General features: G+C 67.4%; 18 protein-coding genes. 9 read left to right on the forward strand and 9 right to left on the reverse strand.

Annotated features, from left to right (window positions below; translation table 11 throughout):
* The 7 genes from GV161_RS22770 to GV161_RS22800 all read left to right on the forward strand — a co-directional run bounded on the left by GV161_RS22770 (nt 1) and on the right by GV161_RS22800 (nt 8,303).
* The gene (locus GV161_RS22770) at nt 1-1,569 is read left to right on the forward strand and encodes an ABC transporter substrate-binding protein (RefSeq protein WP_152013346.1); all 1,569 of its coding nucleotides are present in this window, start codon (nt 1-3) and stop codon (nt 1,567-1,569) included.
* Nucleotides 1,570-1,714: 145 nt separating this feature from the next.
* Nucleotides 1,715-2,707: an ABC transporter permease gene (locus tag GV161_RS22775; RefSeq protein ID WP_152013345.1), complete on the forward strand. Its 993-nt coding sequence runs from the start codon at nt 1,715-1,717 to the stop codon at nt 2,705-2,707.
* On the forward strand, nt 2,697-3,629 hold the full coding sequence (locus GV161_RS22780) for an ABC transporter permease (RefSeq protein WP_152013344.1): 933 nt from the start codon (nt 2,697-2,699) through the stop codon (nt 3,627-3,629). The genes GV161_RS22775 and GV161_RS22780 overlap by 11 nt, the downstream gene beginning before the upstream one ends.
* Before the next feature lie 31 nt (nt 3,630-3,660).
* Nucleotides 3,661-4,860 carry an amidohydrolase family protein gene (locus tag GV161_RS22785; protein WP_152013343.1) on the forward strand — a complete coding sequence of 400 codons (1,200 nt, stop codon included), beginning with the start codon at nt 3,661-3,663 and terminating at the stop codon, nt 4,858-4,860.
* Nucleotides 4,861-4,898: 38 nt separating this feature from the next.
* Nucleotides 4,899-6,362 (forward strand): amidohydrolase family protein, encoded by a 1,464-nt coding sequence (locus GV161_RS22790; protein ID WP_152013590.1) that lies wholly within the window; start codon nt 4,899-4,901, stop codon nt 6,360-6,362.
* Nucleotides 6,359-7,342 carry an ABC transporter ATP-binding protein gene (locus GV161_RS22795; RefSeq protein ID WP_152013342.1) on the forward strand — a complete coding sequence of 328 codons (984 nt, stop codon included), beginning with the start codon at nt 6,359-6,361 and terminating at the stop codon, nt 7,340-7,342. The genes GV161_RS22790 and GV161_RS22795 overlap by 4 nt, the downstream gene beginning before the upstream one ends.
* The gene (locus GV161_RS22800; RefSeq protein WP_152013341.1) at nt 7,335-8,303 is read left to right on the forward strand and encodes an oligopeptide/dipeptide ABC transporter ATP-binding protein; all 969 of its coding nucleotides are present in this window, start codon (nt 7,335-7,337) and stop codon (nt 8,301-8,303) included. The genes GV161_RS22795 and GV161_RS22800 overlap by 8 nt, the downstream gene beginning before the upstream one ends.
* A gap of 6 nt (nt 8,304-8,309) precedes the next feature.
* On the opposite strand, the gene GV161_RS22805 is transcribed toward GV161_RS22800, so the two are convergent.
* The 9 genes from GV161_RS22805 to GV161_RS22845 form a co-directional block, all read right to left on the reverse strand.
* Entirely contained in the window at nt 8,310-10,013 is a 1,704-nt protein-coding gene (locus tag GV161_RS22805) for an IlvD/Edd family dehydratase (RefSeq protein ID WP_152013340.1), read from the reverse strand.
* 96 nt (nt 10,014-10,109) lie between these two features.
* A complete protein-coding gene (ggt, locus tag GV161_RS22810) occupies nt 10,110-11,705 on the reverse strand; it encodes a gamma-glutamyltransferase (RefSeq protein ID WP_152013339.1) in 1,596 nt (531 codons plus the stop codon).
* A gap of 71 nt (nt 11,706-11,776) precedes the next feature.
* On the reverse strand, nt 11,777-13,363 hold the full coding sequence (locus GV161_RS22815; RefSeq protein ID WP_152013338.1) for an ABC transporter substrate-binding protein: 1,587 nt from the start codon (nt 13,361-13,363) through the stop codon (nt 11,777-11,779).
* Nucleotides 13,364-13,444: 81 nt separating this feature from the next.
* The gene (locus GV161_RS22820) at nt 13,445-14,152 is read right to left on the reverse strand and encodes a GntR family transcriptional regulator (RefSeq protein ID WP_152013337.1); all 708 of its coding nucleotides are present in this window, start codon (nt 14,150-14,152) and stop codon (nt 13,445-13,447) included.
* A gap of 125 nt (nt 14,153-14,277) precedes the next feature.
* Nucleotides 14,278-15,432, reverse strand: coding sequence for a glycosyltransferase family 4 protein (locus GV161_RS22825; protein ID WP_244623971.1), 1,155 nt, complete (start codon nt 15,430-15,432; stop codon nt 14,278-14,280).
* Nucleotides 15,426-16,454 (reverse strand): glycoside hydrolase family 5 protein, encoded by a 1,029-nt coding sequence (locus GV161_RS22830; protein ID WP_152013335.1) that lies wholly within the window; start codon nt 16,452-16,454, stop codon nt 15,426-15,428. The genes GV161_RS22825 and GV161_RS22830 overlap by 7 nt, the downstream gene beginning before the upstream one ends.
* Nucleotides 16,451-18,235, reverse strand: coding sequence for an alpha/beta fold hydrolase (locus GV161_RS22835; protein WP_159650363.1), 1,785 nt, complete (start codon nt 18,233-18,235; stop codon nt 16,451-16,453). The genes GV161_RS22830 and GV161_RS22835 overlap by 4 nt, the downstream gene beginning before the upstream one ends.
* Nucleotides 18,232-19,614, reverse strand: coding sequence for a lipopolysaccharide biosynthesis protein (locus tag GV161_RS22840; RefSeq protein ID WP_152013333.1), 1,383 nt, complete (start codon nt 19,612-19,614; stop codon nt 18,232-18,234). Before GV161_RS22840 ends, GV161_RS22835 begins: the two co-directional genes overlap by 4 nt.
* On the reverse strand, nt 19,611-20,837 hold the full coding sequence (locus tag GV161_RS22845) for a glycosyltransferase family 4 protein (RefSeq protein ID WP_152013332.1): 1,227 nt from the start codon (nt 20,835-20,837) through the stop codon (nt 19,611-19,613). The genes GV161_RS22840 and GV161_RS22845 overlap by 4 nt, the downstream gene beginning before the upstream one ends.
* A 425-nt stretch (nt 20,838-21,262) precedes the next feature.
* On the opposite strand from GV161_RS22845, the gene GV161_RS22850 reads away from it, so the two are divergent.
* Both GV161_RS22850 and GV161_RS22855 read left to right on the forward strand, forming a co-directional pair.
* Complete coding sequence (locus GV161_RS22850; protein ID WP_159653962.1) at nt 21,263-23,254, forward strand: GumC family protein; 1,992 nt, start codon at nt 21,263-21,265, stop codon at nt 23,252-23,254.
* Nucleotides 23,251-24,507 (forward strand): UDP-phosphate alpha N-acetylglucosaminyltransferase, encoded by a 1,257-nt coding sequence (locus GV161_RS22855; protein ID WP_152013330.1) that lies wholly within the window; start codon nt 23,251-23,253, stop codon nt 24,505-24,507. The genes GV161_RS22850 and GV161_RS22855 overlap by 4 nt, the downstream gene beginning before the upstream one ends.
* The last annotated feature ends 152 nt before the right edge of the window (nt 24,508-24,659 follow it).

The raw sequence follows: 24,659 nt of genomic DNA on the forward strand, positions 1-24,659 counted from the left end.
ATGAAGAAGGCCTGGCTGCTGGCGGCCGTTGCCGCCTTTGCGCTGAACGGCGCGGTCGAAGCGAAGACGCTGAAATGGGGCGCGTCGCGCGAGATCGCCTCGCTCGACCCCTATTCCTATGGCGAGACCTTCACGCTCGCCGTGCTGAACCATGTCTATGAAGGGCTGGTGCGCTATACCGGCGATCTCAAGATAGAGCCGGCGCTGGCGGAATCCTGGGAGACGGTGACGCCGACGACTTGGCGCTTCAAGCTGCGCAAGAACGTCAAGTTCCACAACGGCAACCCGTTCACGGCGGACGACGTCATCGCCTCGCTGGCGCGGGTCACCCACGACACCTCGCCGCTCAAGGGCAATCTGCCGGCCTATAAGAGCTCGAAGAAGATCGACGACTACACGGTCGAGCTCGAAGTCAATGGCCCCTATCCGCTGCTGCTCAACGACCTCACCAACATCTTCATCTTCGACAAGGAGTGGATGGAGGCGAACAACTCGCTGCTCCCCACCGATTCCGGCAAGGGCGTGAAGGGCTACGCCACCGACAACGCCAACGGCACCGGCCCGTTCAAGATCGAGAGCCGCCGCGTCGACGCCAAGACGGTCTTCGCCAGGAACCCGGACTGGTGGGACAAGCCGCAGCACAATATCGACGTGATCGAGTTCACGCCGATCACCTCGTCCTCGACCCGCGTCGCGGCGCTGCTCTCCGGCGAGATCGACTACACCAATGTCGCGCCGCTGCAGGACCTGCCGCGCCTCTCGGCTTCCAACGAGGTCAAGGTGCTGCAGACCAATGAATTGCGCTCGGTCTTCTTCGCCTTCAACCTGACCGACAAGCTGGTCGAGAGCGACGTCAAGGACAAGAACCCCCTCAAGGACATCAAGGTGCGCGAGGCGCTCTACCGCGCCATCGACATCGACGCCGTGCAGAAGCGGGCGATGCGCGGCCTCTCGCGCAACACCGGCGCGCTCGTCGCCCCGGCGATCCCCGGCTACGAGCCCTCGCAGGATGAGCGCCTGCCCTTCGACCTCGCCGGCGCCAAGAAGCTGCTGGCCGAGGCCGGCTATCCCAATGGCTTCTCCTTCCTGATGAACTGCCAGAGCGACTCGCTCGTCAACGAAGAGGAGTTCTGCCAGGCGGTGGCGGCGATGTGGTCGCGTGCCGGCCTCAAGCCCAATCTCAGCCTGGCGCCGCGCAGCCAGCAGACGCCGAAGCGGGTCAAGGGCGATTTCGACGTGATCTCTTTCGGCTGGGCCAATGAGCCGATGATCGACGCCTATTCGCTGCTGGTGCAGGTGCTGCGCTCGAAGAGCGGCACGGGCGGCGTATTCAACTGGGGCAATTGGGGCGATCCGCGCATCGACGCGCTCGTCGACAAGGCCGGCGTCGAACTCGATACGCCCAAGCGCATCGCGCTGATGAAGGAAGCGCTGAAGATCGCCAAGGCCGAGCAGCTTTTCATCCCGCTGCACCAGCAGCCGATGGCCTGGGCGATGCGCAACACCGTCGTCTCCACTGTGCAGGCGTCGGACAACAAGCCGCGGCTGTGGCTGACCATGATGAAGTGAAGGCAAGTCGTCATTCTCGGGCGAAGCGAAGCGCAGACCCGAGAATCTCGTGACGAGAAGGCAATGCCGCCCCCTGGTCCTGAGATGCTCGGGTCAAGCCCGAGCATGACGGCGGGGTTCATCCGAGAGCTGGAGTAGCCATTCCATGCCGGCCTTCCTTTTCAAGCGCTTCGTCAATGCAGCCGGCGTTATGCTGGCGGTGGCGTTCCTCGCCTTCCTGACCTTCCGCTTCGTCGGCGATCCCGTCGAACTGATGCTGAACGAGCAGGCGAGCCAGGCGCAACGCGACGAACTGCGGACGCGGCTCGGGCTCGACAAGGGCTTCGTGCTGCAGTTCGCGACCTTCGTCGGCAACGCCGTGCGCGGCGATTTCGGCATCTCCTATCGCAACCAGCAGGAGGTGTTCACGCTGATCGCCGAGCGCTTCCCGGCGACCTTCGAGCTGGTGCTGGTCGCGACCTTCCTGTCGCTGGCGGTCGGCATCCCGCTCGGCGTTTACACTGCGATCCGACGAGAGAGCCTGCTCGCCAAGGCACTGCAATTCATCTCGGTGCTCGGTGTCTCCCTGCCCAGCTTCGCGCTCGGCATCCTGTTCATCCTGGTCTTCTCGGTGAACCTGCAGTGGCTGCCGGCCTTCGGCCGCGGCGAGGTCGTGCAGCTGGGCTGGTGGAGCACCGGGCTGCTGACCGCCTCCGGCCGCAAGGCGCTGATCCTGCCCGGCATCACGCTCTCGCTCTTCCAGATCACGCTGGTGATGCGGCTGGTGCGGGCCGAGATGCTGGAGACGATGCGGACCGATTTCATCCGTTTCGCCAGGGCGCGCGGCCTGCCGGCCCGCGTCGTGAATTTCCGGCACGCACTGCGCAACTGCCTGATGCCGGTGATCACGGTGACCGGCCTGCAGATCGGCAACCTGATTGCCTTCGCCCTGGTCACCGAGACGGTGTTCCAATGGCCGGGCATGGGCATGCTCTTCGTCCAGGCCGTCACCTTCGTCGATATCCCGGTGATGGCGGCCTATCTGATCGTCGTCTCCTTCATCTTCGTCTCGCTCAATACGCTGGTCGACCTGACCTATGCCTGGGTCGATCCGCGCCTGCGCGAGGACGCGCTTTCGGGAGGCGCCAATGCCCGCTGAAGCCGCCAAACCCGGCCGCTTGCGCCGCTTCCTCGACAGCGACATCGGCTGGAGCTTCCGGCGCACGCCGGCCGCCTGGCTCTCGACGCTGGTGCTGGCGATCCTGATCCTGACCGCGTTGTTCTGCCCGCTGATCGCGCCGCAGAACCCGCACGACCTCGCCCAGGTCTTCATCGACAAGGCCGAAATCCCGCCGATCTGGTCGGCGGACGGCGAATGGCCCTTCCTGCTCGGCACCGACCCGCAAGGGCGCGACGTCTTCTCCGCCATCCTCTACGGCACGCGAGTGTCGCTGATCATCGGCTTTTCGGCCGTTATGGTCTCGATGGTGATCGGCGTCTCGCTCGGCCTCGCCGCCGGCTTTTATGGCGGGCGGATCGACAATCTCCTGATGCGGCTCGGCGACACCGTGCTGTCGATCCCGACGCTGCTGATGGCCATCCTGGTCTCGGCGATCTTCCGCGAATTGCTGCCGCCCGGCCTGCGTGATCCTTTCGCCGCCGCGGTGCTCGTCGTCTCGATCGCGCTGACCAGCTGGGTCCAGTATGCCCGCACCGTGCGCGCCTCGACCATGGTCGAGCGACGCAAGGAGTATGTGCTGGCGGCGCGCATCATCAAGGTGCCGGCCGGGCGGATCATGCGCCGGCACATCCTGCCGAACACGCTGACCCCGGTGATGGTCGCAGCCACGCTCAATCTCGGCCTCGCCATCCTCTCGGAAGCGACCCTGTCCTTCCTCGGCGTCGGCATGCCGATCACCCAGCCCTCGCTCGGCACGCTGATCCGCATCGGCAACCAGTATTTGTTCTCCGGCTCCTGGTGGCTCGTCGTCTTCCCCTCGCTGCAGCTCGGCCTGATCGTGCTCTCGGTCAACCTGCTGGGCGACTGGCTGCGTGACGCGCTGAACCCGAAGCTGCGCTGACGACAAGAAACCAAACGAGGATACGCCTGCGATGACCGCTTCCCTGCTGCTCCGTAATGTCCGCCCCTATGCCGGCAAGGCCGTCGACCTGCTGATCGAGAACGGCAAGATCACGCAGGTCGGTGCCAACCTGTCCGCGCCTGCCAGCGTTGTGGTCGAGGACGGCAAGGGCGAGATCGTCATCCCCGGCCTGGTCGAGGCCCACACCCATCTCGACAAGAGCCTGCTCGGCCTGCCTTGGTACACCAACGAGGTCGGCCCCAAGCTGCTCGACAAGATCGACAATGAGCGGATGAACAAGAAGCGGCTCGACATCGATCCCGAGCGCCAGTCCGCCCGCCAGAGCATCCTCTCTTCGCTCAAGGGCACGACCCATATCCGCAGCCATGTCGATGTCGACACCGAGCACGGGATGTGGGGCGTCGAGGGCGTGATGAAGACCCGCGACGCCTATCGCGACATCGTCGACATCGAGCTCGTCGCCTTCCCGCAATCCGGCCTGCTGCGCCGGCCGGGTACGCTCGAGTTGATGGACCGGGCGATGAAGGCCGGCTGCGAGATCGTCGGAGGGCTCGACCCCTGCACGATCGACCGCGACCCGAAGGGCCATCTCGACGCCGTCTTCGGCCTTTGCCAGCGCTATGGCAAGCCGCTCGACATCCACCTGCACGAGCCCGGCGAGGTCGGCGCCTTCTCGCTCGACATGATCATCGAGCGCACCCGCGCGCTCGGGATGAAGGGCAAGGTCACGGTCAGCCACGCCTTCTGCCTGGGCACGCCCGACCCGGCCCTGATCGATCCCTTGATTGATGAGCTCGCCGCGCTCGACATCGCGATCATGACGACGGCTCCGGCAAGCCGTCCTGCTCCCCCGGTGAAGAAGCTGCTGCAGGCCGGCGTGCGCGTTTGCTCCGGCTCTGACGGCATCCGCGACACCTGGAGCCCCTATGGCAACGCCGACATGCTGGAGCGGGCCATGTTCGTCGGGCTGCGCAACAATTTCCGCCGCGACGACGAGGTCCGGCTGGCGCTCGACGTCTGCACCACCGAGGGCGCCAAGGTGATGGAGATCGAGGGTTACGGGCTCGATGTCGGCTGCGTCGCCGATCTCGTCCTGCTGCCGACCGAGTCGATTGCCGAGGCCGTCGCGACCCGTCCGGCCCAGCGTCGCGTGATCAAGCGCGGCAAGATCGTCGCCCGCGACGGCGTCTCGATCAGGACCGCGCCGTGACCCTGCAAGCCAAGAAGCGGCCGGAAGGCCGCATCCTGATGACCGCACGCTGGGTGGTCGGCCACAAGCAGGGCCGCCATCGCCTCTATGAGAACGGCGAGGTCGTGTTCGAGAACGGCGAGGTCGTCTTCGTCGGCCACGGCTTCCCGGGCGAGGTCATCAGGCGCCTCGATTACGGCCACGCCCTGATCGGGCCGGGCTTCATCGATTGCGATGCGCTCTCCGACCTCGACACCACCATTCTCGGCTACGACAACCAGCCGGCCTGGAAGAAGGGCCGCGTCTGGCCGCGCAGCTATCTCGAGGCCGGCCCCTACGAGATGTACACGCATGAGGAGCTGGCCTTCCAGAAGCGCTATGCCTTCTCCCAGCTGATCCGCAACGGCATCACCACGGCGCTGCCGATCGCCTCGCTGTTCTACCGCGCCTGGGGCGAGACGGTGCAGGAGTTCGAGGACGCCGCGGAAGCCGCCGCCGATCTCGGCCTGCGCGCCTATCTCGGCCCCGGCTATCGGACCGGCAACCAGCTGGTCGAAGCCGACGGGCGCATCGTCACCCATTACGATGAACCGCGCGGCCTCGCCGAGCTCGACGCTGCCATCGACTTCGCCAGGCGTCATGAAGGCGCGGCCGGCGGGCTGATCCGGGCGATGCTTGCGCCCGACCGCATCGAGACCTCGACGGCCGAGTTGCTGCGCCGCACCGCCGCCGCGGCGCGCGAACTCGACATCCCCGTCCGGCTGCACTGCTGCCAGTCGAAGATCGAATACGACCTCGTCCTCGCCCAGCACGGCATGAGCCCGCCGGAATGGCTGGAAAGCCTTGGCTTCCTAAATGAGCGCTGCCTCCTGCCGCATGGCACCGTGGTCTCCGGCAGCCGCCTGATCGACCGTCCCGGCCGCGACCTCGAGATCATCCGCGATTCCGGCGCCAGCATCGTCCATTGCCCGCTGGTCTCGGGCCGGCATGGCAATGCCATCAACCATTTCGGCAGCTATCGCGCCATGGGCCTCAACATCGCCATGGGGACCGACACCGCCCCGCCGGACATGGTGATGAACCTGCAGACCGGTATGATCCTCACCCGCACCATGGCCGGCAATGTCGGCGCCGTGCGCTCCGAGGACTATTACGACGCCGCGACGATCGGTGGCGCGGATGCGCTGCAGCGGCCCGATCTCGGCCGGCTTCAGCCGGGCTCTCGCGCCGACATCACCGTCTTCGAGTTCGACCGGCCGCATAGCGGGCAGGTCATCGACCCCATCCAGACGATGATGCTGACCGGCCATGGCCGTGATTTCTCGACCGTGGTGATCGACGGGCGCTTCGTCATGGAGAACCGGGCCATTCCGGGCCAGGACGAGGCCGCCGACAACGTCCGTGCCCAGAAACAGTTCGAGGGCGTGATGGCGCGCTATCCGCAGCGCACCCTCGGCAACCCGCCGATGAGCGAGATCTTCTCGTCCAGCTACGCAATCGAACGTAAGGAGGACACCGCGTGAACGCCCAGCCAGCGCTGCTCTCGGTCCGCGACCTGCGCATCGTCTTCGACGGGCGGCGCGGCCCGCTGACGGCGCTCGATGGCGTCTCCTTCGAGATCGCGCCGGGGGAGATCTTGGGCGTCGTCGGTGAATCCGGCGCCGGCAAGTCGCTGACCGGCACGGCGGTGATCGGCTTGCTCGATCCGCCGGGGCGCTTGGCCGGCGGCGAGATCAAGCTCTCCGGCCAGCGCATCGATAACCTGCCGGCCGAGGCGATGCGCAAGCTGCGCGGCCGCCGGATCGGCGCGATCTTCCAGGATCCGCTGACCTCGCTGCATCCGCTGCTGACCGTCGGCGAGCAATTGGTCGAGACCATCACCACGCATCTGCCGGTCGGCAAGGCCGAGGCGCGGAAGCGCGCGCTCGATCTTCTGAAAGAGGTCGGCATTCCCGCGGCGGAAACGCGGATTGACCATTATCCGCACCAGTTCTCCGGTGGCATGCGCCAGCGCGTCGTCATCGCGCTCGCGCTCTGCGCCGAGCCGATATTGATCATCGCCGACGAGCCGACGACGGCGCTCGACGTCTCCATCCAGGCGCAGATCACGACGCTGCTGAAGCGGCTCTGCCGCGAGCACGGCACCGCGATCATGCTGGTGACGCACGATATGGGCGTGATCGCCGAGACGGCCGACCGGGTTGCGGTGATGTATGCCGGGCGCGTCGTCGAGATCGGCCCGGTCGAGGAGGTGACGCGCCGGCCGCGCCATCCCTACACCGCCGGTTTGATGGCCTCGATCCCGAGCGTCCACCGCCGCAATGCCCATCTCAACCAGATCGACGGCTCGATGCCGCGGCTGACCGCCATTCCCGCCGGCTGCGCCTTCAATCCGCGCTGCGGCTTTGCCACCGATCTTTGCCGTCAGACCAAGCCCGGTCTGCCGCTGGCGGGCCACGCTGCCGCCTGCCATTTCCCGCTGCGGGAGATGGCCCATGGCTGAGGCGAACACCATCCTCGAAGTCGCATCCGCCTCCTGCCGCTTCGACGTCTCGGCCCCGGCCCTGTCGCGCCTGTTCTCGCACGAGCCGCGCCGCATCCTGCGGGCGGTCGAGAACGTCTCCTTCAGCGTCGCGCGGGGCACCACCTTCAGCATCGTCGGCGAATCCGGCTGCGGGAAGTCGACGCTGGCACGCATGGTCGTCGGCCTGCAGCGGCCGACGCAGGGCATGCTGGATTTCAAGGACATCAGGCGCGCCGACGGCTCGGTCGGGCCGCCGCGCGTGCAGATGATCTTCCAGGACCCCTACGCCTCACTCAATCCGCGCTGGCGCGTCGGCGACATCATCGCCGAGCCGATCCGCGAACTGAAGCTGCGCAACGACGAGAGCGAGACGGCGACCCGCGTCGGCGACCTCCTGGAGATCGTCGGCCTGTCGCGGGCGGATGCGAGCCGTTTCCCGCACGAGTTCTCCGGCGGCCAGCGCCAGCGCATCTCGATCGCCAGGGCGCTGGCGACCGAAGCGGATTTCCTCGTCTGCGACGAGCCGACCTCGGCGCTCGACGTCTCCGTGCAGGCGCAGATTCTCAACCTGATGGTCCGCCTGCAGAAGGAGTTCGGGCTGACCTATCTCTTCATCAGCCATAATCTCTCGGTGGTCCGGCACATGTCGGACCATCTCGCCATCATGTATCTCGGCCGCTTCGTCGAGAGCGGGCCGGCGGAGGAGGTGTTCGGCCGGCCGCGCCACCCCTATACGCGGCTACTGCTCGACACGATTCCCGATGTCGAGAAGCCGAACCGCGAGCGCCGGCCGATGTCGGGCGAGGTGCCGAGCCCGATCGCGCCGCCGCCGGGCTGCGCCTTCCATCCACGCTGCGCGCAAGCCGTCGAGCGTTGCCGTACCGAGGCGCCGGCGCTGCGGCGTGAGGGCGAACTGGAGATCGCCTGCCACCTCGCCTGAGGCCGCTCAGCAGAAGTCGAAATCGACGCCTTCGTCGGCCTGGAGCACGTGCTCGTTATAGAGCCGGTCGTAGCCGCGGCGCTGGATCGGCACCGGCTGCGGCAGGGCGGTCCGGCGTGCCGCGAGCTCGGCCTCGTCGACCAGGAGATCTAGCCTTCGCTCGGCGACGCTCAGCCGGATGCGGTCGCCGGTGCGCACAAGGGCGAGGGGGCCGCCCACCGCCGCCTCCGGCGCGACATGCAACACGATTGCGCCATAGGCGGTGCCGGACATGCGGGCGTCGGAGATGCGGACCATGTCTTTGACGCCCTTGGCCGCAAGCTTGCGCGGGATCGGCAGATAGCCGGCTTCCGGCATGGCAGCGGCGCTCTTCGGGCCGGCATTCTGCAGGACGAGGATGTCGTCCGGGCCGACGTCGAGATCGGGGTCGTCGATGCGGGCGGCAAGGTCTTCGAGTGACGAGAAGGCGATGGCGCGGCCCTCATGCTCGAGCAGGCGCTTCTCGGCGGCGGCGCGCTTGACGATGGCGCCGCGCGGCGCGAGCGAGCCGAACACGGCGACGAGCCCGCCATCGGGATCGACGGGTTCCTGGCGCGAGCGGATGATCGTGCGGTCGAGCTGATCGATCAGGGGCTCGTCGATCAATTCGCCCAATGTCCTGCCAGTGACCGTCAGGCAGTCGAGATGCAGGAGGTCCCGCAGTTCCCGCAGCACGGCGGGCACGCCGCCGGCGGCGAAGAAGTCCTCCATATAGTTGTTGCCGACCGGCTTCAGGTTCACCAGCACCGGCGTCTCGTCGGAGAGCTGGTTGAGCCGGTTGAGGTCGACCTTGATGCCGGCGCGGCGGGCGATCGCAGTGAGGTGGACGACGGCATTGGTCGAGCCGGAAATCGCCAGCAGCACGCGCCAGGCGTTCTCGACCGCCTGCTCGGTGACGATCTGGCGCGGCAGCAGGGTTTGCGTGCCGATCAGCGCGACGGCGCGCTTGCCGCTTTCCTCGGCGCAGCGCAGGCGGTCGGCATGCACGGCGGGGATCGCGGCCGAGCGCGGCAGCGACAGCCCAAGCGTCTCGGCGATGCAGGCCATGGTCGAGGCGGTGCCCATCACCGCGCAGGTGCCGGCGGTGGTGGCGAGCCGGCCCTCGACCACGTCGATCTCCTCCTGGTCGATCTCGCCGGCACGAAAGCGGGCCCAGAAGCGGCGGCAATCGGTGCAGGCGCCCAAGCGCTCGCCCTTGTGGCGGCCGGTCGACATCGGCCCGCCGACGAGCTGGACGGCCGGGACATTGGCCGAGAGCGCCGCCATCAATTGCGCCGGCACGGTCTTGTCGCAGCCGCCCATCAGCACGACGGCGTCGATCGGCTGGGCTCGGATCATCTCCTCCGTGCCCATCGCCATCAGGTTGCGGAACTTCAGGCTGGTCGGGTTGAGGAAGACCTCGCCAAGCGAGATCGTCGGGAACTCGACGGGCAGGCCACCGGCCATCAGCACGCCGCGCTTCACCGCTTCCAGCAATTCCGGGAAGTGCCGGTGACAGTTGTTGAAGCCGCTATAGGTGTTGGCGATGCCGACGATCGGGCGCGCCAGCGCCTCGTCGGAATAGCCCATCGAGCGGGCGAAGGAGCGGCGGAGGTATGCCGCGAAGTCCGGGTCGCCGTAATTGGTCAGCCCGCCGGCAATGCCGCGCCCCTTCGGTTCCTCGCTCGCCATGCCCGCTTCTCCCTCGACTTGTTCTCAAGAAGAAGCTTGCCGGGATCGCCGGCGCTGTCGAGGCCGCCTTGTGCAGGGCGGCCTCGCGCTGGACACTCAGTAGCCGAGGGCACAGCCGTCCTTGCGCGGATCGGAGCCGCCGGTCAGCGTGCCCTTCTCCCAGTCGATCCAGATCGCCTGCGCGCCGCCCATCGGCGATTTCGGAACCTCGATCTTGAAGCCGCGCGCGGTGAGGGCCGCGCCGACGCTGTCGCGCAGGCGCTTTTCCGTCTCGACGATGTTCGTGCCCGGCAGCGGGAAGAGGCGGGGCAGGTCGATCGCCTCCTGCAGGTCGAGGCCGTGGTCGAACAGCTTCGCCAGGAAATGGGCGTGGCCCATCGCCTGATAGTGCCCACCCATCACGCCGAAGGGCATGACGACGCGGCCGTTCTCGGCGAGCATGCCGGGGATGATGGTGTGCATCGGGCGCTTGCGCGGCGCGATTGCGTTGGGGTGACCCCGCTTCAGCACGAAGCTCTGGCCGCGATTGTGGAAGAGTACGCCGGACTTCCTGGTCATCAGCCCGCTGCCATAGGGCGAGAAGATCGAGTTGATGAAGGAGACGGCGTTCCGGTCCTTGTCGACGACGCTGATGTAGACCGTGTCCTTGTGCTCGGCGCCGCCGGGGATGACCGGGAGCGGATCGAGCGCGCGATTGGGATCGATCATCCCGGCGAGCTCGTCGGCGAGCGCGTCCGACAGCAGATGCTCGACCGGAACCTCGGCCTTGGCGGGGTCGGCGAGGAAGCGGTCGCGGGCGGCATAGGCGAGGCGGGTGGCTTCCAGCTCGATATGCAGGTTCTCGACCGCGAGCGGGCCGCCCTTGGGCTGGAAGCGCTCGAGGATCCTCATGATCAGCAGGGCGATGACGCCCTGGCCGTTCGGCGGGCACTCATAGACGGTGCGGCCACGGAAGCTCGCACTGATCGGCTTGACGTATTCGCCCTCGGCCGCGGCGAAGTCGTCAGCCGTGTGCAGGCCGCCGGCGGCCTGGAGATAGTCGACCATCTCCCTGGCGATCTCGCCGCGATAGAAGGCGTCGCGGCCCTCGCGGCCGATCGCCTCAAAGGTCTCGGCAAGGGCCGGTTGGCGCTGGACCGCGCCGGCCGCCGGGGCCTTGCCGTCGACCAGGAAGGTCGCGGCCGCGTTGGCGTCCTTGATCAGCAGCTCGTGCTGGGCGGCAAGGTCATAGGCGACGCGCGGCGTCAGCGCATAGCCGTCGCGGGCATAGGCAATGGCGGGCGCCAGGACTTCCGAGAGTGGCAGGCGGCCATGATCCTTGTTGAGCCGCGTCCAGGCGTCGATCGCGCCGGGCACGGTGACGACATGCGGCGAATGCCGCTCCAGCGAGGCGATGCCGGCCTTCTCGTACCAATCCAGTATCGCGGCGGCGGGCGTCCGGCCCGAGCCGTTATAGGCGATGACATCGGTCGAGCCGCCGCGCGAGTAGAGCACGAAGCAGTCGCCGCCGACGCCGGTCGAGCCGGCCTCGACGACGCATTGCACGGCGCAGGCGGCGATCGCTGCATCGATCGCGTTGCCGCCGGCCTTCATGATGTCGAGCGCGGCGAGCGTCGAGGCGGGATGCGAGGTCGCCGCCATCGCATTGCGGCTGATGGCGAGGGGCCGACCGGGAAGCTCTAGATCACGCATGGAAGAGGCTTTCGTGAAGATAGGGGCCGGCGGCAGTGCCGCCGGGTTTTCGGGAGGGAAGCGAAGGGCGCTCAGCCCTTGCGCAGATTGGTGAAGACCGGGACGCCGTTCAGCATGCCGGTGAGGTTCTTGCGATAGGCGACCGGCTGCAGGTACTGGCCGGCCGGGACATAAGGCACGTCCTGCATCGCCTGCAGTTCGATCTCACGAGCGATCGCCTTCTGCTCGGTCGGGTCCGCGGCGGTCAGGAAGCGAGCGCGCAACGCCTCGATCTGCGGGCTGTCGGGCCAGCCCGGACTGCCCTTGGCGCCATTGCCGCGCAAGGGTGAGCTCGTCGCCGGCGAGCCGAGATCGAGCCCGGCCCAATAGGTGACGTAGCAGCTCCAGCCGCCCTGCTCGACCGGGTTGCGGCTGCTGATGCGCTGCAGGACGGTGCCCCAGTCAGCGGCGACGAAGTCGACATTGACACCGATCTTGCGCAGCGCATCGGCGGCGACATCGCAGACCAGGGCAATGCGCGGCACATCCTGCGCCGCAAGGAAGACGGCGCGCTCGCCTTTGTAGCCGGCCGCAGCGAGTTCCTGCTTGAGCTTGCCGAAATCCTTCGGAGCTTTCAGGGTCTTGGCCGCGACGTCGGACGCCATCGGCGAGTTGTTCGGGAAGAAGCCGATGCTGCCGCGCTCGACCTGCGGATCGCCGCCGCACACGGCGTTCATGCACTCCTCCTGGTCGATCGCCTGGAGGATGACGCGGCGCACCGCCGGATTGTTGAAGGGCGGCTGCAGATGGTTGAGCCGGAGCTGCCCGGCCATGCCGGTCCGGTCCTTGACCTCGACGACGATGTTCGGGTCCTTCCGCAGCAGCGGCAGCAGATCGATGATCGGCTGCTCGACCCAGTCGACCGCGCCGGTCTGCAGCGCTGCGACCGCGGTCGCAGCATCGGGCATGACAGTGAATTCGATGCGGTCGAGATGGGGCGTGCGCGGCCCGGCGGTGAAGCTCGGCGTGCCGCTCGGGCGCGGGACGTAACCCTCGTGCCGTGCATAGACATGGCGGGCGCCGGCGATCCGGTCGGCGGTGAGATAGCGATAGGGGCCGCTGCCGATCGCCTCGGGGATCTGCTTGAACGGATCGGTCTGGGCGAGGCGCTCCGGCATGATCGCGGCGACGAGCGCGCTCGGGCGGGCGAGCGCCGCCGGCAGCTGCGGGAATGGCGTCTTCAGGCGGAAGACGATGGTGCGGTCATCAGGCGCGGAAAGCTCGTCGGTCGCGGCCATCAGCGCCTGGCCGAAAGTGTCGCGGGCGCCCCAGCGTTTGATCGAGGCGACGGCGTCGCGCGCCAGCACCTTGCTGCCATCATGGAAGACGAGGCCGGGCCGCAGCGTCAGCGTCCAGCGTTTGCCGTCCTCCTCGACGACATGGCCCTCGACCATTTGCGGCTGCGGCTGGAACTGCTCGTCGAGCCCGTAAAGCGTGTCCCAGACCAGCAGGGCGTGGGTGCGCGTCGAATAGCCGTTGGTCCAGATCGGATCGATGATCGCGACGTCGGAATAGGGCACGAAGCGCAGGGTCTTGGTGTCCTGAGCGCTGGCGAGATGCGGCGCGGCCGGCAGGAAGGTGGCCGCGGCCGAGGCTTTCAGGAACTGGCGTCGATCCATCGTAATTCCCCTCATTTTCTTTTGGATCCCCAGACGTTCCTCGGGAGCGCGGCCTGCTGACGAGCCGCTGCGTCGTTTGGGTCAGAGCTGCGCGCTGGCCGGCAAGGTCGATGGAATTCCGGCTGCCTGGCCGCGGCTGCGCAGGAACTCGGCGAGGCGCGGCGCAGTGCGCAGGACGTGGTCGCGCATCACCGCCTCGGCATGCTCGGCATCGTCGGTCCTGATCGCCTCGACGACCTCGTCCTGGCGCTCGGTGGCATGGGCGGGCTGGGCGACATGGTGGAGCCAGACGCGCATATAGGGCTCGACGGCGATGTGCAGCGCCGCGATCTGGGCGATCAGCTTGGGGCGCCGGCTCAGCCCGCAGATATAAGCGTGGAATTCCTGGTGCCGGCTCAGCCAGTCGGCGCCGCCAGCCGCGCCGGCGCGGTGCATACGGACGACATGGTCGTCGAGCTCGGCCAGGGCGGCGGCATCGAAGCGCGGCATGGCGAGGCGGACCGCCAGCCCCTCCAGCACCGAGCGGATCTCGAAGAGCTCGTAGATCTCCTCGATGGTCAGGCCGGAGACGACGCAGCCGCGATTGGGGCGGATGAGAACGAGGCCTTCATTGGCGAGGCGCTGGAAGGCTTCGCGCACCGGCATGCGGCTCATGGCGAGTTCGCGCGCGATCGTCTCGGGAATCAAGCGCTCGCCGGGCTGATAGCGCCCGCTGCGGATGTCCTGGAGGATGGCGCGATAGGCCTCGTCCTGCGCCGTCGCAGCCATGCCTTTCGAGGCGAAGCTCATCCCGTTTCCCCGCAAGCCGTCTGCACTCGGTCAGCCGCTCTGTATGAGTGTATCCACTATTACAAAGCTAGAATCGGGCGGCGCGCAAGGGGCTTGCGCGGTGACAGCGCCATGGCGTCGGAGGGTCAGAGCGCGGCGGCGTAGAATTCGAGATAGCGGCGCGTGACCTCGTGCCAGGAATAGGATGCGAGGTCCGAGAGGCGTGGACGCGTATTGCCGGGATAGCGGACGAGATCGGCATGAGCCTGCTCGACGGCCAACGCAGCCTCGTCCGCATCGGCGAAATCGACGGTGCGGACGACCGGGAATTTGCTCGCCAGGCCGGCGAAGGCGGCATTGGGCTGGACGATCGGTACCAGGCCGGCGCTCATCGCCTCGACCAGGGCAAGGCCGAAACCCTCGAACTCCGAGGCCGAGACGAAGAGCGAGGCACGGCTCATCACCGTTCGCGCGCCGGCATCGTCGAGGCCGAGATGCAGCGTCACATTCTGCTCCATGCCGGCGTTGGCGATCGCCTTGCGCAGCGCCTCTTCGGTCCAGTCGGAGGCGACGCCGAGCATGTCGAGCTGCCAGGAAGGCTCGCGCCGCACGAGCGCCGCCATCATCGCGATCAGCCGGTCCGGTCGCTTGTTCTTGGAGAAGCGGCCGATGCTGACGAGGCGCCGCTGCGGGTCGAGGCTGGAGGCGCCGGCGAACTTGTTGAGGTCGACGCCGTTCTCGATCACGCGGACCTTGCCGGGCGCGAGCCGCTCGAACATGCGGGCATCGTTCGTGCTGCAGCCGGCGATGCCACGATAGACCTGCGCCGAAAGCCGGGTCGGGCCGTTGAACCAGAGCTTCTTCAGGCCGGCGAAATCGGTGGTGTGGAAGAAGCCGCCATGGGTGGTGGCGACGAGCGGCTTGCGATGCAGCAGCCAGCCCAGAGCGAGCGCATCGAAGAAGAAGTCGATCGCGTGGACATGGACGAGATCGGCATCGCGCAGATGCGAGAAGACCTGAGGTGCGAGCGGATAGCGCGTCGAGCCACGGAAGGGGATGCGGGTGACGGGGATGCCGTCGATGACGTCGCTCGCCGGCAGGACGAGCTCCGGTCGCGAGAACAGCCGGTCGAGCGTCACCACGGAGGGCTTGAGGCCGAGCGCGGCTTGCGCCCGGCAGAGATTGGCGACGACGTCCTCGAGCCCGCCGCGATTGGGCAGGAACTGGCGCACGATATGGACGATGCGCGTGCCGGCCGGCAGTGCCGGCGCGGCGCGATGCGAGAACGGAGCGGTCACGATTTGGCCTCCCGGCCGCAGATGGCGCTGGGCCGCTTCGTCTTCAAGCGCTCGAGCAGCACCTTCATCTGCGGGCGCTCGCCGGCCTTGGTCGGTTCGAGATTGAAGACATAGTCTGCTGGCCACCAGGGTCCGGCGCCCCAGGCGGTCCAGCCGAGCCATTGCTGCGGGCTGGCATCGACCTTCGTCGCCATCTGCCTGAGCGCAGTCAGGCATTCCGGCTTGTCGGACGCGGCGAACTCGCCGAGGAAGCCTCGGCGGCCATTGGCCTTGAGCCAGGCGGTGACGTCGTCGATCGCTTTCAGCGCACCGGCCGCGGCCGAGCACTCGGGAGCGCGGCCGGAATAGTCGGCGTCGAGATATTGGTGGAAGTCGTAGGCGTAGCGGTCGAGCGGGTCGACGACGCCGAGGAGGTCGCGGCCATTGTTGCCGACCGGCAGGTCCGAGGTCCAGCTATGGGCGCCGCCGAAGGCCGTGCCGGTGACCAGCAGGAGCTGCCTGGCGCCAGCCTTGCGGATCGCGGCGATGGCGACGTTCTGGAACTTCGCCCAGTTGGCGCTGGTGATGTCGTAGGGCTCGTTCATTAGCGAGAAGACGAGCTTGGGCCGGTCGCGATAATGCGCGGCGAGCCGGCTCCAGACATTGGCGAGTGCCTCCGCCTGAAGCTCCTTGGAACCGAGCTGCTTCTTGGCGTAGTAGCCGTAATTATGCAGGTCGATGATGGCGATCAGCCCGGCCTCGTTGATCCGGCGGACCGTCTGGTCGAGATAGGCCAGCTCCATGATGTCGAGCCCGCCGTTGAGCTCTGGCTGGATGCGCTCCCAGCGAAAGGGCAGGCGGATGGCGCTGGCGCCGAGCTTGCCGAGCCGCTGGATCGCCTGTTCGCTCGGATAGGTGTAGTCGGTGTCGACCTTGCCGGGCGTGTCGCCGAATTCGGCGCCAGACAAGTTGACGCCGCGCAGGCAAGTCTCCGCCTGCGCCGGCAGGGCGGTGAGCAGCACCAGTGTGAGCGCGGCCAGCCTCACGGCACGACAATCCGCATCAGCGCATCGAGCAGCCGGCGCCCGGCAGCGAGATGCGTGAAGTTGTGGTCGGCGTCGGCGAGCATGGTCAGCGAGGCGTTCGGATAGGCGGCAAGGCCCTTGCCGGCCTCGCCGAAATAGGTCTCGAGCTCGGCCATGCCGACATCGCCATCGGCATAGAGCAGCGACAATTCGACATTGCGCGCCGTGAGCGTGGCGAAATGACGATGGCACTGGTGGTGGAGCCGGCCATGCTTGGTCAGCCGGCCGAGAACCGGCGCGAGCTTGACCGAGAGCCGCTTACGGTACCGGTAGATCAGATAGCGCCCGGCCGGCCCGACCCGGAGCTTGCCGGTGAGCAGGCGGCGCAAGCCGTCCTTGCGGGCCAGTGTCGCGCCGAGATCGCCGGCACTGCGATGGGCATAGCGGATCGCATCCTCGACGCTCTCGTCCGGATCCCAGACGAAGCGCTCATTGTTGATGATGACGAGGCGGCGGATGCGCTCGTCGACGACGGCGGCGTGGAAGGCAGCATAGGCACCGCTGCAGCGCCCGATCAGGATCGGCGCGTCGAAGCCGTGCGCCTGCATGGCGTCGATGGCGAGGCGGACATCGTCGATCTGCGCCTGCGAATAGAGGATCTCCTCCGGCCCGTCGGCGGCGATCCCGCTGTCGCCGACGCTACTGGCGTCGAAGCGCAGGGAGGCGATGCCGCGCTGGGCAAAGGCGCGCGCCTGGCTGACGCTGACCCGGGCCCAACCGATATGGTAGTCGCGGCCGGCATTGACGAAGACGATGGTTTCGCGCGCCGTCGGCCCGACCGGCTCGCAGAGCACGCCGAAGAGCCGGCCATCCGGGCCGAAGCGGATCGGACGCTCGACGAAGCCGTCGCCGAGCAGGCCTTCCGCCGGGCCGGGCAATTGCAGCGTCCCGATGTCGGCGGGAGCAGAGCCGGCCGCCGCCGCTCGCTTGGCGATCCAGTCGACGATCCCGGCGACGGTCGCCATGGGCGGGCGCGCCGCGGTCGGGTCGGTGGTCAGGATCTCGTAGCCGTCATAGTCGCGCTGCGTCACGGCGGCGCTGAGGCCGGACAGCGCCTCTGCCAGGGTCGCATCGCCGCCATGGCCGGGGCGGGACAGGAGCAGCACCTGCTCGGACGGCGCCTGGCTGAGTGCTCCCGTGCCGAGCGTCGCGATCGCGGGCAGGCGGCCGGGGGCGATGCGCAGGCCCGCAACGGCACAGCGCGTATCGTCATCGGGGTCGGTGCCGATGCCGATCCGGTCCGAGACGATGCGCGTCCAGGCCGAGAGCTCGCGCAGATAGCGCTTGCCGTTGGCGACCGGAGCCATCAGCACGCTGGCTGCGACCGGCGCGAGCTCCTCGGCGAGCCTGAGCGCCAGCGTGCCGCCGAGGCCCTGGCCGAGCAGGATGAGGCGCTCGCAGCCGCTGGCGCGGCGCAGCAGGTCGGCGGCGGCGCGGATGGTCTCGAACCAGTCCTCCAACCCTTGCACATCGGCGGCTTCATGGGCGTCGCCCTGGCCGGGATAGTCGAAGCGCAGGCAGGCGATGCCCTTGTCCGAGATCGCCTGCGCCAGGCTGCGCCATGTCGCGCGCAGGCAGAGCTCCTCATAGCCGATGGCGCCGAGCATCAGCACCGCGATCGGGGCGCGGCCTGCATGGAGCATGCCCATGCTGCCGCCAAAGGTCACCGGCGTGCCGAAAGGCGAGGGGGCCGTGCTCGTCTCGCCGGCCGGATCGATACGATAGGCTGCAGCTGCCGTCATCGGCCGGCTCCTTCGCTGGCGCGGCCGGTCGGCAGCGGGTCTGGCTTGTCCTGCGGCGCGCCGCCGAACAGGAAGGGCCGGAAGAAAGCGGTCGCCATGTTGTCGATCCGCCATTTCTGCTTGATCCAGTACCAGGCGGCGAGGCTGGAGGCGGTGCTGAAGGCCAGCCCGGCGATGGCGATGCCCATCAGCCCGCCGACCCGCGCCAGCGCGTAGAGCAGGCCGAGATAGAGGACGAACATGATCGCCCGCGCGATCAGGAAGAAGCGCTCGCCGCCGCCGATCATCAGCAGCCAGGAGCCGGGACCGAAGAAGGCGAGCGAGACCGAGAGCACGCAGAGCGCGGTCAGCACGTCCTCATGCTTGACGAATTCCGGATTGAACAAATGCAGGATAAAGGGCGCGACGACGGCGAGCGCCAGCGCACCCAGCAGCGAGATGCAGAAGCTCGCGAAGGACAGTCGCCCGATCAGCAATTGGGCGCCGGCCGTGTCGGACTTCTGGAAACGGGCGGCGATCATCGGGATGCCGACCGTGTCGATCGCCGCCAGTGGCAGCAGGAGCAGCATCGAGATCCGCAGCGCGACGAAATAGAAGCCCGCCTCGTTCAGGCCGAGCAGCGCGCCGATCAGGATGGTTTCCAGATAGGCCGAGGCCGAGTTCAGCACGTTGTTGGCGATGAAATAGCCGCTCTCCCGGCGCCACTCGCCATGGGTCTCCGGCGGCACCTGGTCGCGCGCCCTGAGCCAGCTCACTCCCTCGTCCTGCAGGAAGCAGACGCTCTGGTAGAGCGTGGTCGCGGCGAGCAGGCCGGTGATGATCGCCATCGCGCCCGCGCCGCCGCTCAGGAAGCCGGCGAGCCCAGCCCCCGCGATCAACAGGATCGAGCTGCTGCGCCAGACGATCTCGCGCGGCACCAGCGACATGTTGATCCGGCCATGGATGCGGAAATAGTTCTGGAGGTATTCGCTGAGCGCGAAGATCGCGGCGAAGACGAAGGCGAGCCAGAGATAGTGATAGGTCGGCGGCAGCCGGTCGGCGAACAGCCAGAGCGGCAGCGCCGCCGCCAGCAGCACGAAGCAGCCCAAGGCGAGCCAGCGTGCGTTGACGCCGAGCAGGGCCTGGTTGAGCGGATGGCCGCTCGCTTCGGCCCGGCGATAATGCTTCACCACCAGGATCTGCTGGCCGAGCACGGCGATCAGCCCGAGTGCGCTGCCGATGGAGAACAGGAAGACGTAGAGCCCATATTCCGAGGTCGGCAGGAAATGGCTTGCGGCCAGCAGGACGAGGAAGCTGAGCAGCGTGCTGCTGAAGCGCGACGAGAAAGCCGGCAGGAAGCGGCCGGCTCCGTTCCAGGCGAGATCGAGCAATTCCCTCACGGCCTCGCCTCCCGCGGCTGCAGGAGGGCGTTCCCGGCCGGCTTGCCGACGAGACCATCGAAGACGGCGCCATAGGCGGCGGCGATTCGATCCGGGCTGTAGCGGGCGGCAGCGGCGAGCGTGCCGGCCGACTGCGCCGCGACGAGCGTGCGATCCCTGGCGTAAGTCATGATTTGCTCGGCCAGCGCGGCGTCGTCACCCGGCTCGAACAGGGCGCCGTTGACGCCCGGCTGGATCGTCTCGGGGATGCCGCCGGACCGGGCGCCGATCACCGGTACGCCATGGGCGAAGGCCTCGATCACCACCCGCCCGAACGGCTCGCGGAACAATGAGGGGACGACGAGGACGTCGATCTCAGGCAGGAACGCGTCGGGCTTGGTCCAGCCGAGGAAGCGGGTGTTCTGCGCCGGGAAGCGCTCGGGCAGGGCCTTGGCATAGTCGCTCTGGCCTGTGCCGGCGATCAGGAACTCGACCGGTTCGCCTGCGAGCCGCTGGGCGGCGGCAGCGAGCGTGTCCAGGCCCTTGACCGGATCATGGACGCCGATGAAGCCGATGCGCAGCGGGCGCTCCGTTGGCGGCGCCGTACGGGGCAGGGCGCCGGGGACGGGCGCGATCGCGCCGGGAATGGCGTGCGTCGACGCGTTCGGGAAATAGCCGTGCTCGGTGTGGCGGCCGATGATGAAATCGGTCTCGCCGATCACCGCGTCGACGAAACGCGAATTCAGCTTCTTGCCATAGGACGTCGCCTGGCAGGAGCCGCAGGCGCGCCCGCAATTGTCGTTGCCGCGCCACATGCTGCCTTTCCAGCAGAGCAGGAAGGTGCTGCGCAGGATATGCGCGACCGGCACGCCGCAGCTCTTCGACGCCGCCCAGGTCGCGACATTGATGTTCTCGATCGAGTCGGTCAGCACGACGTCCGGTCGCAGGCGCCTGATCTCGCGGCGCATCACGAAAAAGGCGCGCGGATTGAAGTTCTCCAGCGCATGCCAGATCGCCTTCTTCCAGCCTGGCCGGGGCAGCCGGTAGTTCCAGTCGATGTTGAGCGAGCGCAGACGGTGCACCGGCACGCCGTCATAGGTCTCGTGCTTGTCCTCGCCGGAGACGTTGACGACGGTCAGGTCATGGCCGGCCGCGAGCAGCAGCTTGGCGACGATCATCGCCGAGATCGGCCCGCCGCCGTCGATGAAGGGCGGGAACGCTGCACAGGCCATCAGGATACGCATGCTGTCTGGACTCGTCCTCGTCACGGCGCGTTTGCCGGGGCGGCCTTTCCCAAGGGCAGGAATAACCGGCACGAGCTAAGCAAAGGTTGGCGTGACCGAGGGATTTCTTCCCGTTGTAAACGAGGCATGAACGGGATCGCGCAGGTCGCAGATAGGCTGGTCGAAAAGCCGTTCCGATCACGCTGATTTTCGTAAATGTTGAACTATCATCGGCGGCCCTGGAACGAAACATGTCTTTGAAAATGCTTTGGCTGTGTAGTTAATTTTCGGCGAGCTGATTGATTGAATACTTGAATCAAATCGCCCTGAGTCTGTTGCCGAAATGTTAACTACGCCTCGGCAGGATGCGCGGTGGAATTCCAGCCGAGCCGTCGGCGCGTCCGGCCGTGGATGCGCCGTGCCGGGCCGGATCGAGGAGGCTTGTGGTGTCGGCTGCGTTCGAGGCGGGGAGACGGGAGGAGGCGCCGGTGAAGGACCGCGACTCCGCCGCTTTCAGTCTGTCCGACTTGCTCCAGCTGCTGCGCCGCCGCCGCTGGTTGGTGATCGCCAGTGCCGCAATCTGCCTGCTGTTCGCGCTCGCCTATCTTGCGGTGCAGGTCGCGGTCTACCGCGCGACCGCCGAGCTGCTCGTCGATCCGCAGGCGCTCCAGGTCGTCGGCAAGGACATCGTGCGCACCGACACCTCGGCCTCGATCGACTTCGCCAACGTCGACAGCCAAGCCCTGGTGATGACCTCCACCGGCGTGCTGCGCCAGCTGATCGAGGAGCTCGACCTCGAGAACGATCCCGCCTTCGTCCGGCCGCCGGGACTGGTCTCGCGCCTGCTCGGCAAGCTGGTGCAGCCGACGCCCGAGCAGCGCCTGGCCCAGGCGGTCGATGCGCTCAAGAAGGCGATCGTGATCCAGCGCGTCGACAACTCGCTGGTCTTCCGCATCACCGTCTCGCATCCGCAGGCGCAAAAGGCGGCCGACATCGCCAATGGACTGGCTCAAGTCTATTTCCGCCAGGGCAATGACGGCCGCCGCGCCGTCGTCGAGCGCGCCAACATCTCGCTGATCGGCCAGATCGCCGGCCTGCGCACGCAGCTCGACGAGGCGGAACGCGCCGTCCAGAGCTTCCGCAGCCAGCACAGCCTCGTCAGTACCGGCGAGGGCGGGCTCATCATCTCGCAGCAATTGCGCGATCTCTATGGCCAGATCAGCCAGGCGGAGGCCGAGCTTGCGCGCCAGCAGGCAAGGCGCGACCAGCTCGCCCGCTATCAGAGCCGCGATCCCTTGTCCGACACCCTGCCGGAGGCGCTCACCTCCTCGGTGGTGACCTCGCTCAGGGGGCAATACGCCCAGAGCGCGCGCGAGGCGGCGAGCCTTGCCCAGACGCTCGCGCCGCAGCATCCGCGCCTGATCGAGATCCGGGCCGAGCTCGCCGAAACGCGCAGGCTGCTGTCCGGAGAGCTCGCCCGCCTGCGTTCGACGGTGCAGGAAAGCTATCGCCAGACGGAGGCCAATCTCGCCAATCTCAGGAAGCGGGCGACGGAGCTGACCAAGTCGCAGGAGGTCAGCGGCGCCGCGCAGATCAAACTGCGCCAGCTCGAGAGCGAGGCCGAGGCGGTGCGCGTCGTCTACAGCGCCTCGCTGCAGCGCGCCAAGGAGCTGGAGCAGCAGAAGCGGATCGAGACCAATAATTCGCGCATGCTGTCGGAAGCGGTCGCGCCGGCGCAGCCGACCAAGCCGCCGGCTCCGGTCGTGCTCGCCGCAGCCCTGCTCTTCGGCGCCTGCGCCGGCCTCGGCATCGCCTATCTGCTGGAATGGCTGCCATCCTCGCGGATCATCCCCGAGCGGCTGAAGCCGATGGCAGCGTTGACGCCGGAGGCCGCCGGCCAGGCGATAGGCGTCGGCACGGTGGTATCTCTGCCGGCCGCGACAGCCCGTCGCGAGGATGCGCTCATACCGGTGACACGCCTGCTGCAGCGGACGCTGGGCCCGCATCTGCCGGCCTCCGTGATGATCGCCGGCTCGGTCGACGACGCGACGCAGGCGGCGCTCGCCGAACATCTCGCCAACAGCCTGGCGGCGCATGGCGAGAGTGTTCTGCTCTGCCAGGACGGCTCGGGCCGCGACATGAACATCCGCCGGATCGAGCCGCCCGCCTCGGCCACGGCCAAGCCCGGGCGGCGGCGCAACTTCATCATCATGCGGCGCACCTCCCCGTCGGACGGCAAGGCGGGTGCGCGTCCGGATGCGATCGTGTTTGCCGCGTCCCTGACCGGCGAGACTCCGCGCAGTCTGGTCGACCAGGCGGCGGCGATCGACCCGGTCGGCGAGCACATCGTCGCGCTCGTCATTCCCGAAGATGCGGGAACCGGCGCGCGCGGCCTGGCGTCGCGCTGGCTGCGTCGCCCGGCTCAGGCGGCGGCGTGACCGGGCAGGCGGCGATGTCTGATGGCGTCGATCCTGCCCGCCCGATGCCGATCCTGCCGCTCGCGCTGCTGATCGGCGCGCTCACCTTCAACATGGCGTTGTGCTTCATCAACACCAACGTCATGGGCATCAATGACACCATGGTGATGGGGTGCGAGGTCGTGCTGGTCGCGACCGCGCTCTATCTCGGCCTCGGCCGCAACGCCGCGCCCTATCTGCTGCTGGCGGTGTTCTTCTCCTATGCCGTGCTGCTGATGGCGATGCGGCCGCTGATCGACCCCAAGGCGGTCCGCGACTTCCTGATTCCGGTCGCCTTCTATCTGCTCGGCAAGAGTTGCAACGATCCGCGCCTGGCCGATCGGGCTGCCCTGATCAGCGGGCTCATCGTTGTCGTCTTCGGCCTGTTCGAATTCCTCGCCCTCGACCTCTACGTCACCTATTTCAACATCATCAAATACTATGTCGCGCGCGGCACGGTCGCGCCGAGCGACGTCAGCAGCCAGACCGGGGCGCTCTTCGCCAGCGGCCTCAGGCCCGATTCGCGGACGCTGCTGCCCTTCCTCGGGCCGCACCGGGCCTCCTCGGTCTTCCTGGAGCCGATCTCGACCGGCAATTTCGGCGCGATCCTCTATATCTGGGCGTTGAATCGTCCGCAGATGGCCAAGCGCTGGCTGACCATGGCCGCGGGCATGACCGCGATCGTGCTCAGCGATTCCCGCTTCGGCGCCAATGTCTGCATCGTCGCGACAGTCGCCTATCTCACAGCGCCGATCACGCCGCGCTTCGTCTGGCTGGTGGCGCCCTTCGTCATGCTGATCGGCTTCGCGATCTATGGCTTCGTCAGCGCCGAGGTGAACTGGCAGAACAATTTCGCCGGCCGCATGCTCTGGACGTCGCGCCTGATCACCTCGCTCTCTCCGGCCGCGGTTTTCGGCCTGTCTCCCGACAAGCCCTTCCTGTCGGATTCCGGCTATGCCTATTCGCTGAACCAGATCGGGCTCTTCGGCGTCATCGGCTTCTGGAGCCTGTTCATCTTCGCGCCGGAGAAGTCGCCGCGAGCCTGGCGCTTCAAGGTCTGCGTCGCGACCTATATCTGCCTGCTGATGATCGTCAGCGACTCCGTCTATTCGATCAAGACGGCGGCCTTGCTCTGGTTCATGACCGGATCGAGCGACGCCGATGCGGGGTCTGAGCCGACACCGGCCGCCGAGCGCAGCATGGTTCCCAACTATTCCGCTGCAGCGACCGGCTGAATTCACTGGAAACCGAGTATTCGCGGCAATCCGCTGTTTACCACATCTCCAGACGCCGGGCTGTGCGACGCTTCCGCCAGTCATTCTGCGGCCGGCGCAAGGTAACTTTAAATTTTATGCGTTAGGCCTGACGCAACGAACAACACGGCGTC

It is taken from the genome of Bosea sp. 29B (genome assembly GCF_902506165.1).
Classification (GTDB): domain Bacteria; phylum Pseudomonadota; class Alphaproteobacteria; order Rhizobiales; family Beijerinckiaceae; genus Allobosea.

Coding starts and splice junctions, on each gene's coding strand:
- GV161_RS22770 (WP_152013346.1), top strand. CDS start 1: ATGAAGAAGGCCTGGCTGCTGGCGGCCGTTGCCGCCTTTGCGCTGAAC.
- GV161_RS22775 (WP_152013345.1), top strand. CDS start 1,715: ATGCCGGCCTTCCTTTTCAAGCGCTTCGTCAATGCAGCCGGCGTTATG.
- GV161_RS22780 (WP_152013344.1), top strand. CDS start 2,697: ATGCCCGCTGAAGCCGCCAAACCCGGCCGCTTGCGCCGCTTCCTCGAC.
- GV161_RS22785 (WP_152013343.1), top strand. CDS start 3,661: ATGACCGCTTCCCTGCTGCTCCGTAATGTCCGCCCCTATGCCGGCAAG.
- GV161_RS22790 (WP_152013590.1), top strand. CDS start 4,899: ATGACCGCACGCTGGGTGGTCGGCCACAAGCAGGGCCGCCATCGCCTC.
- GV161_RS22800 (WP_152013341.1), top strand. CDS start 7,335: ATGGCTGAGGCGAACACCATCCTCGAAGTCGCATCCGCCTCCTGCCGC.
- GV161_RS22805 (WP_152013340.1), bottom strand. CDS start 10,013: ATGGCGAGCGAGGAACCGAAGGGGCGCGGCATTGCCGGCGGGCTGACC.
- ggt (WP_152013339.1), bottom strand. CDS start 11,705: ATGCGTGATCTAGAGCTTCCCGGTCGGCCCCTCGCCATCAGCCGCAAT.
- GV161_RS22815 (WP_152013338.1), bottom strand. CDS start 13,363: ATGGATCGACGCCAGTTCCTGAAAGCCTCGGCCGCGGCCACCTTCCTG.
- GV161_RS22820 (WP_152013337.1), bottom strand. CDS start 14,152: ATGAGCTTCGCCTCGAAAGGCATGGCTGCGACGGCGCAGGACGAGGCC.
- GV161_RS22835 (WP_159650363.1), bottom strand. CDS start 18,235: ATGACGGCAGCTGCAGCCTATCGTATCGATCCGGCCGGCGAGACGAGC.
- GV161_RS22845 (WP_152013332.1), bottom strand. CDS start 20,837: ATGCGTATCCTGATGGCCTGTGCAGCGTTCCCGCCCTTCATCGACGGC.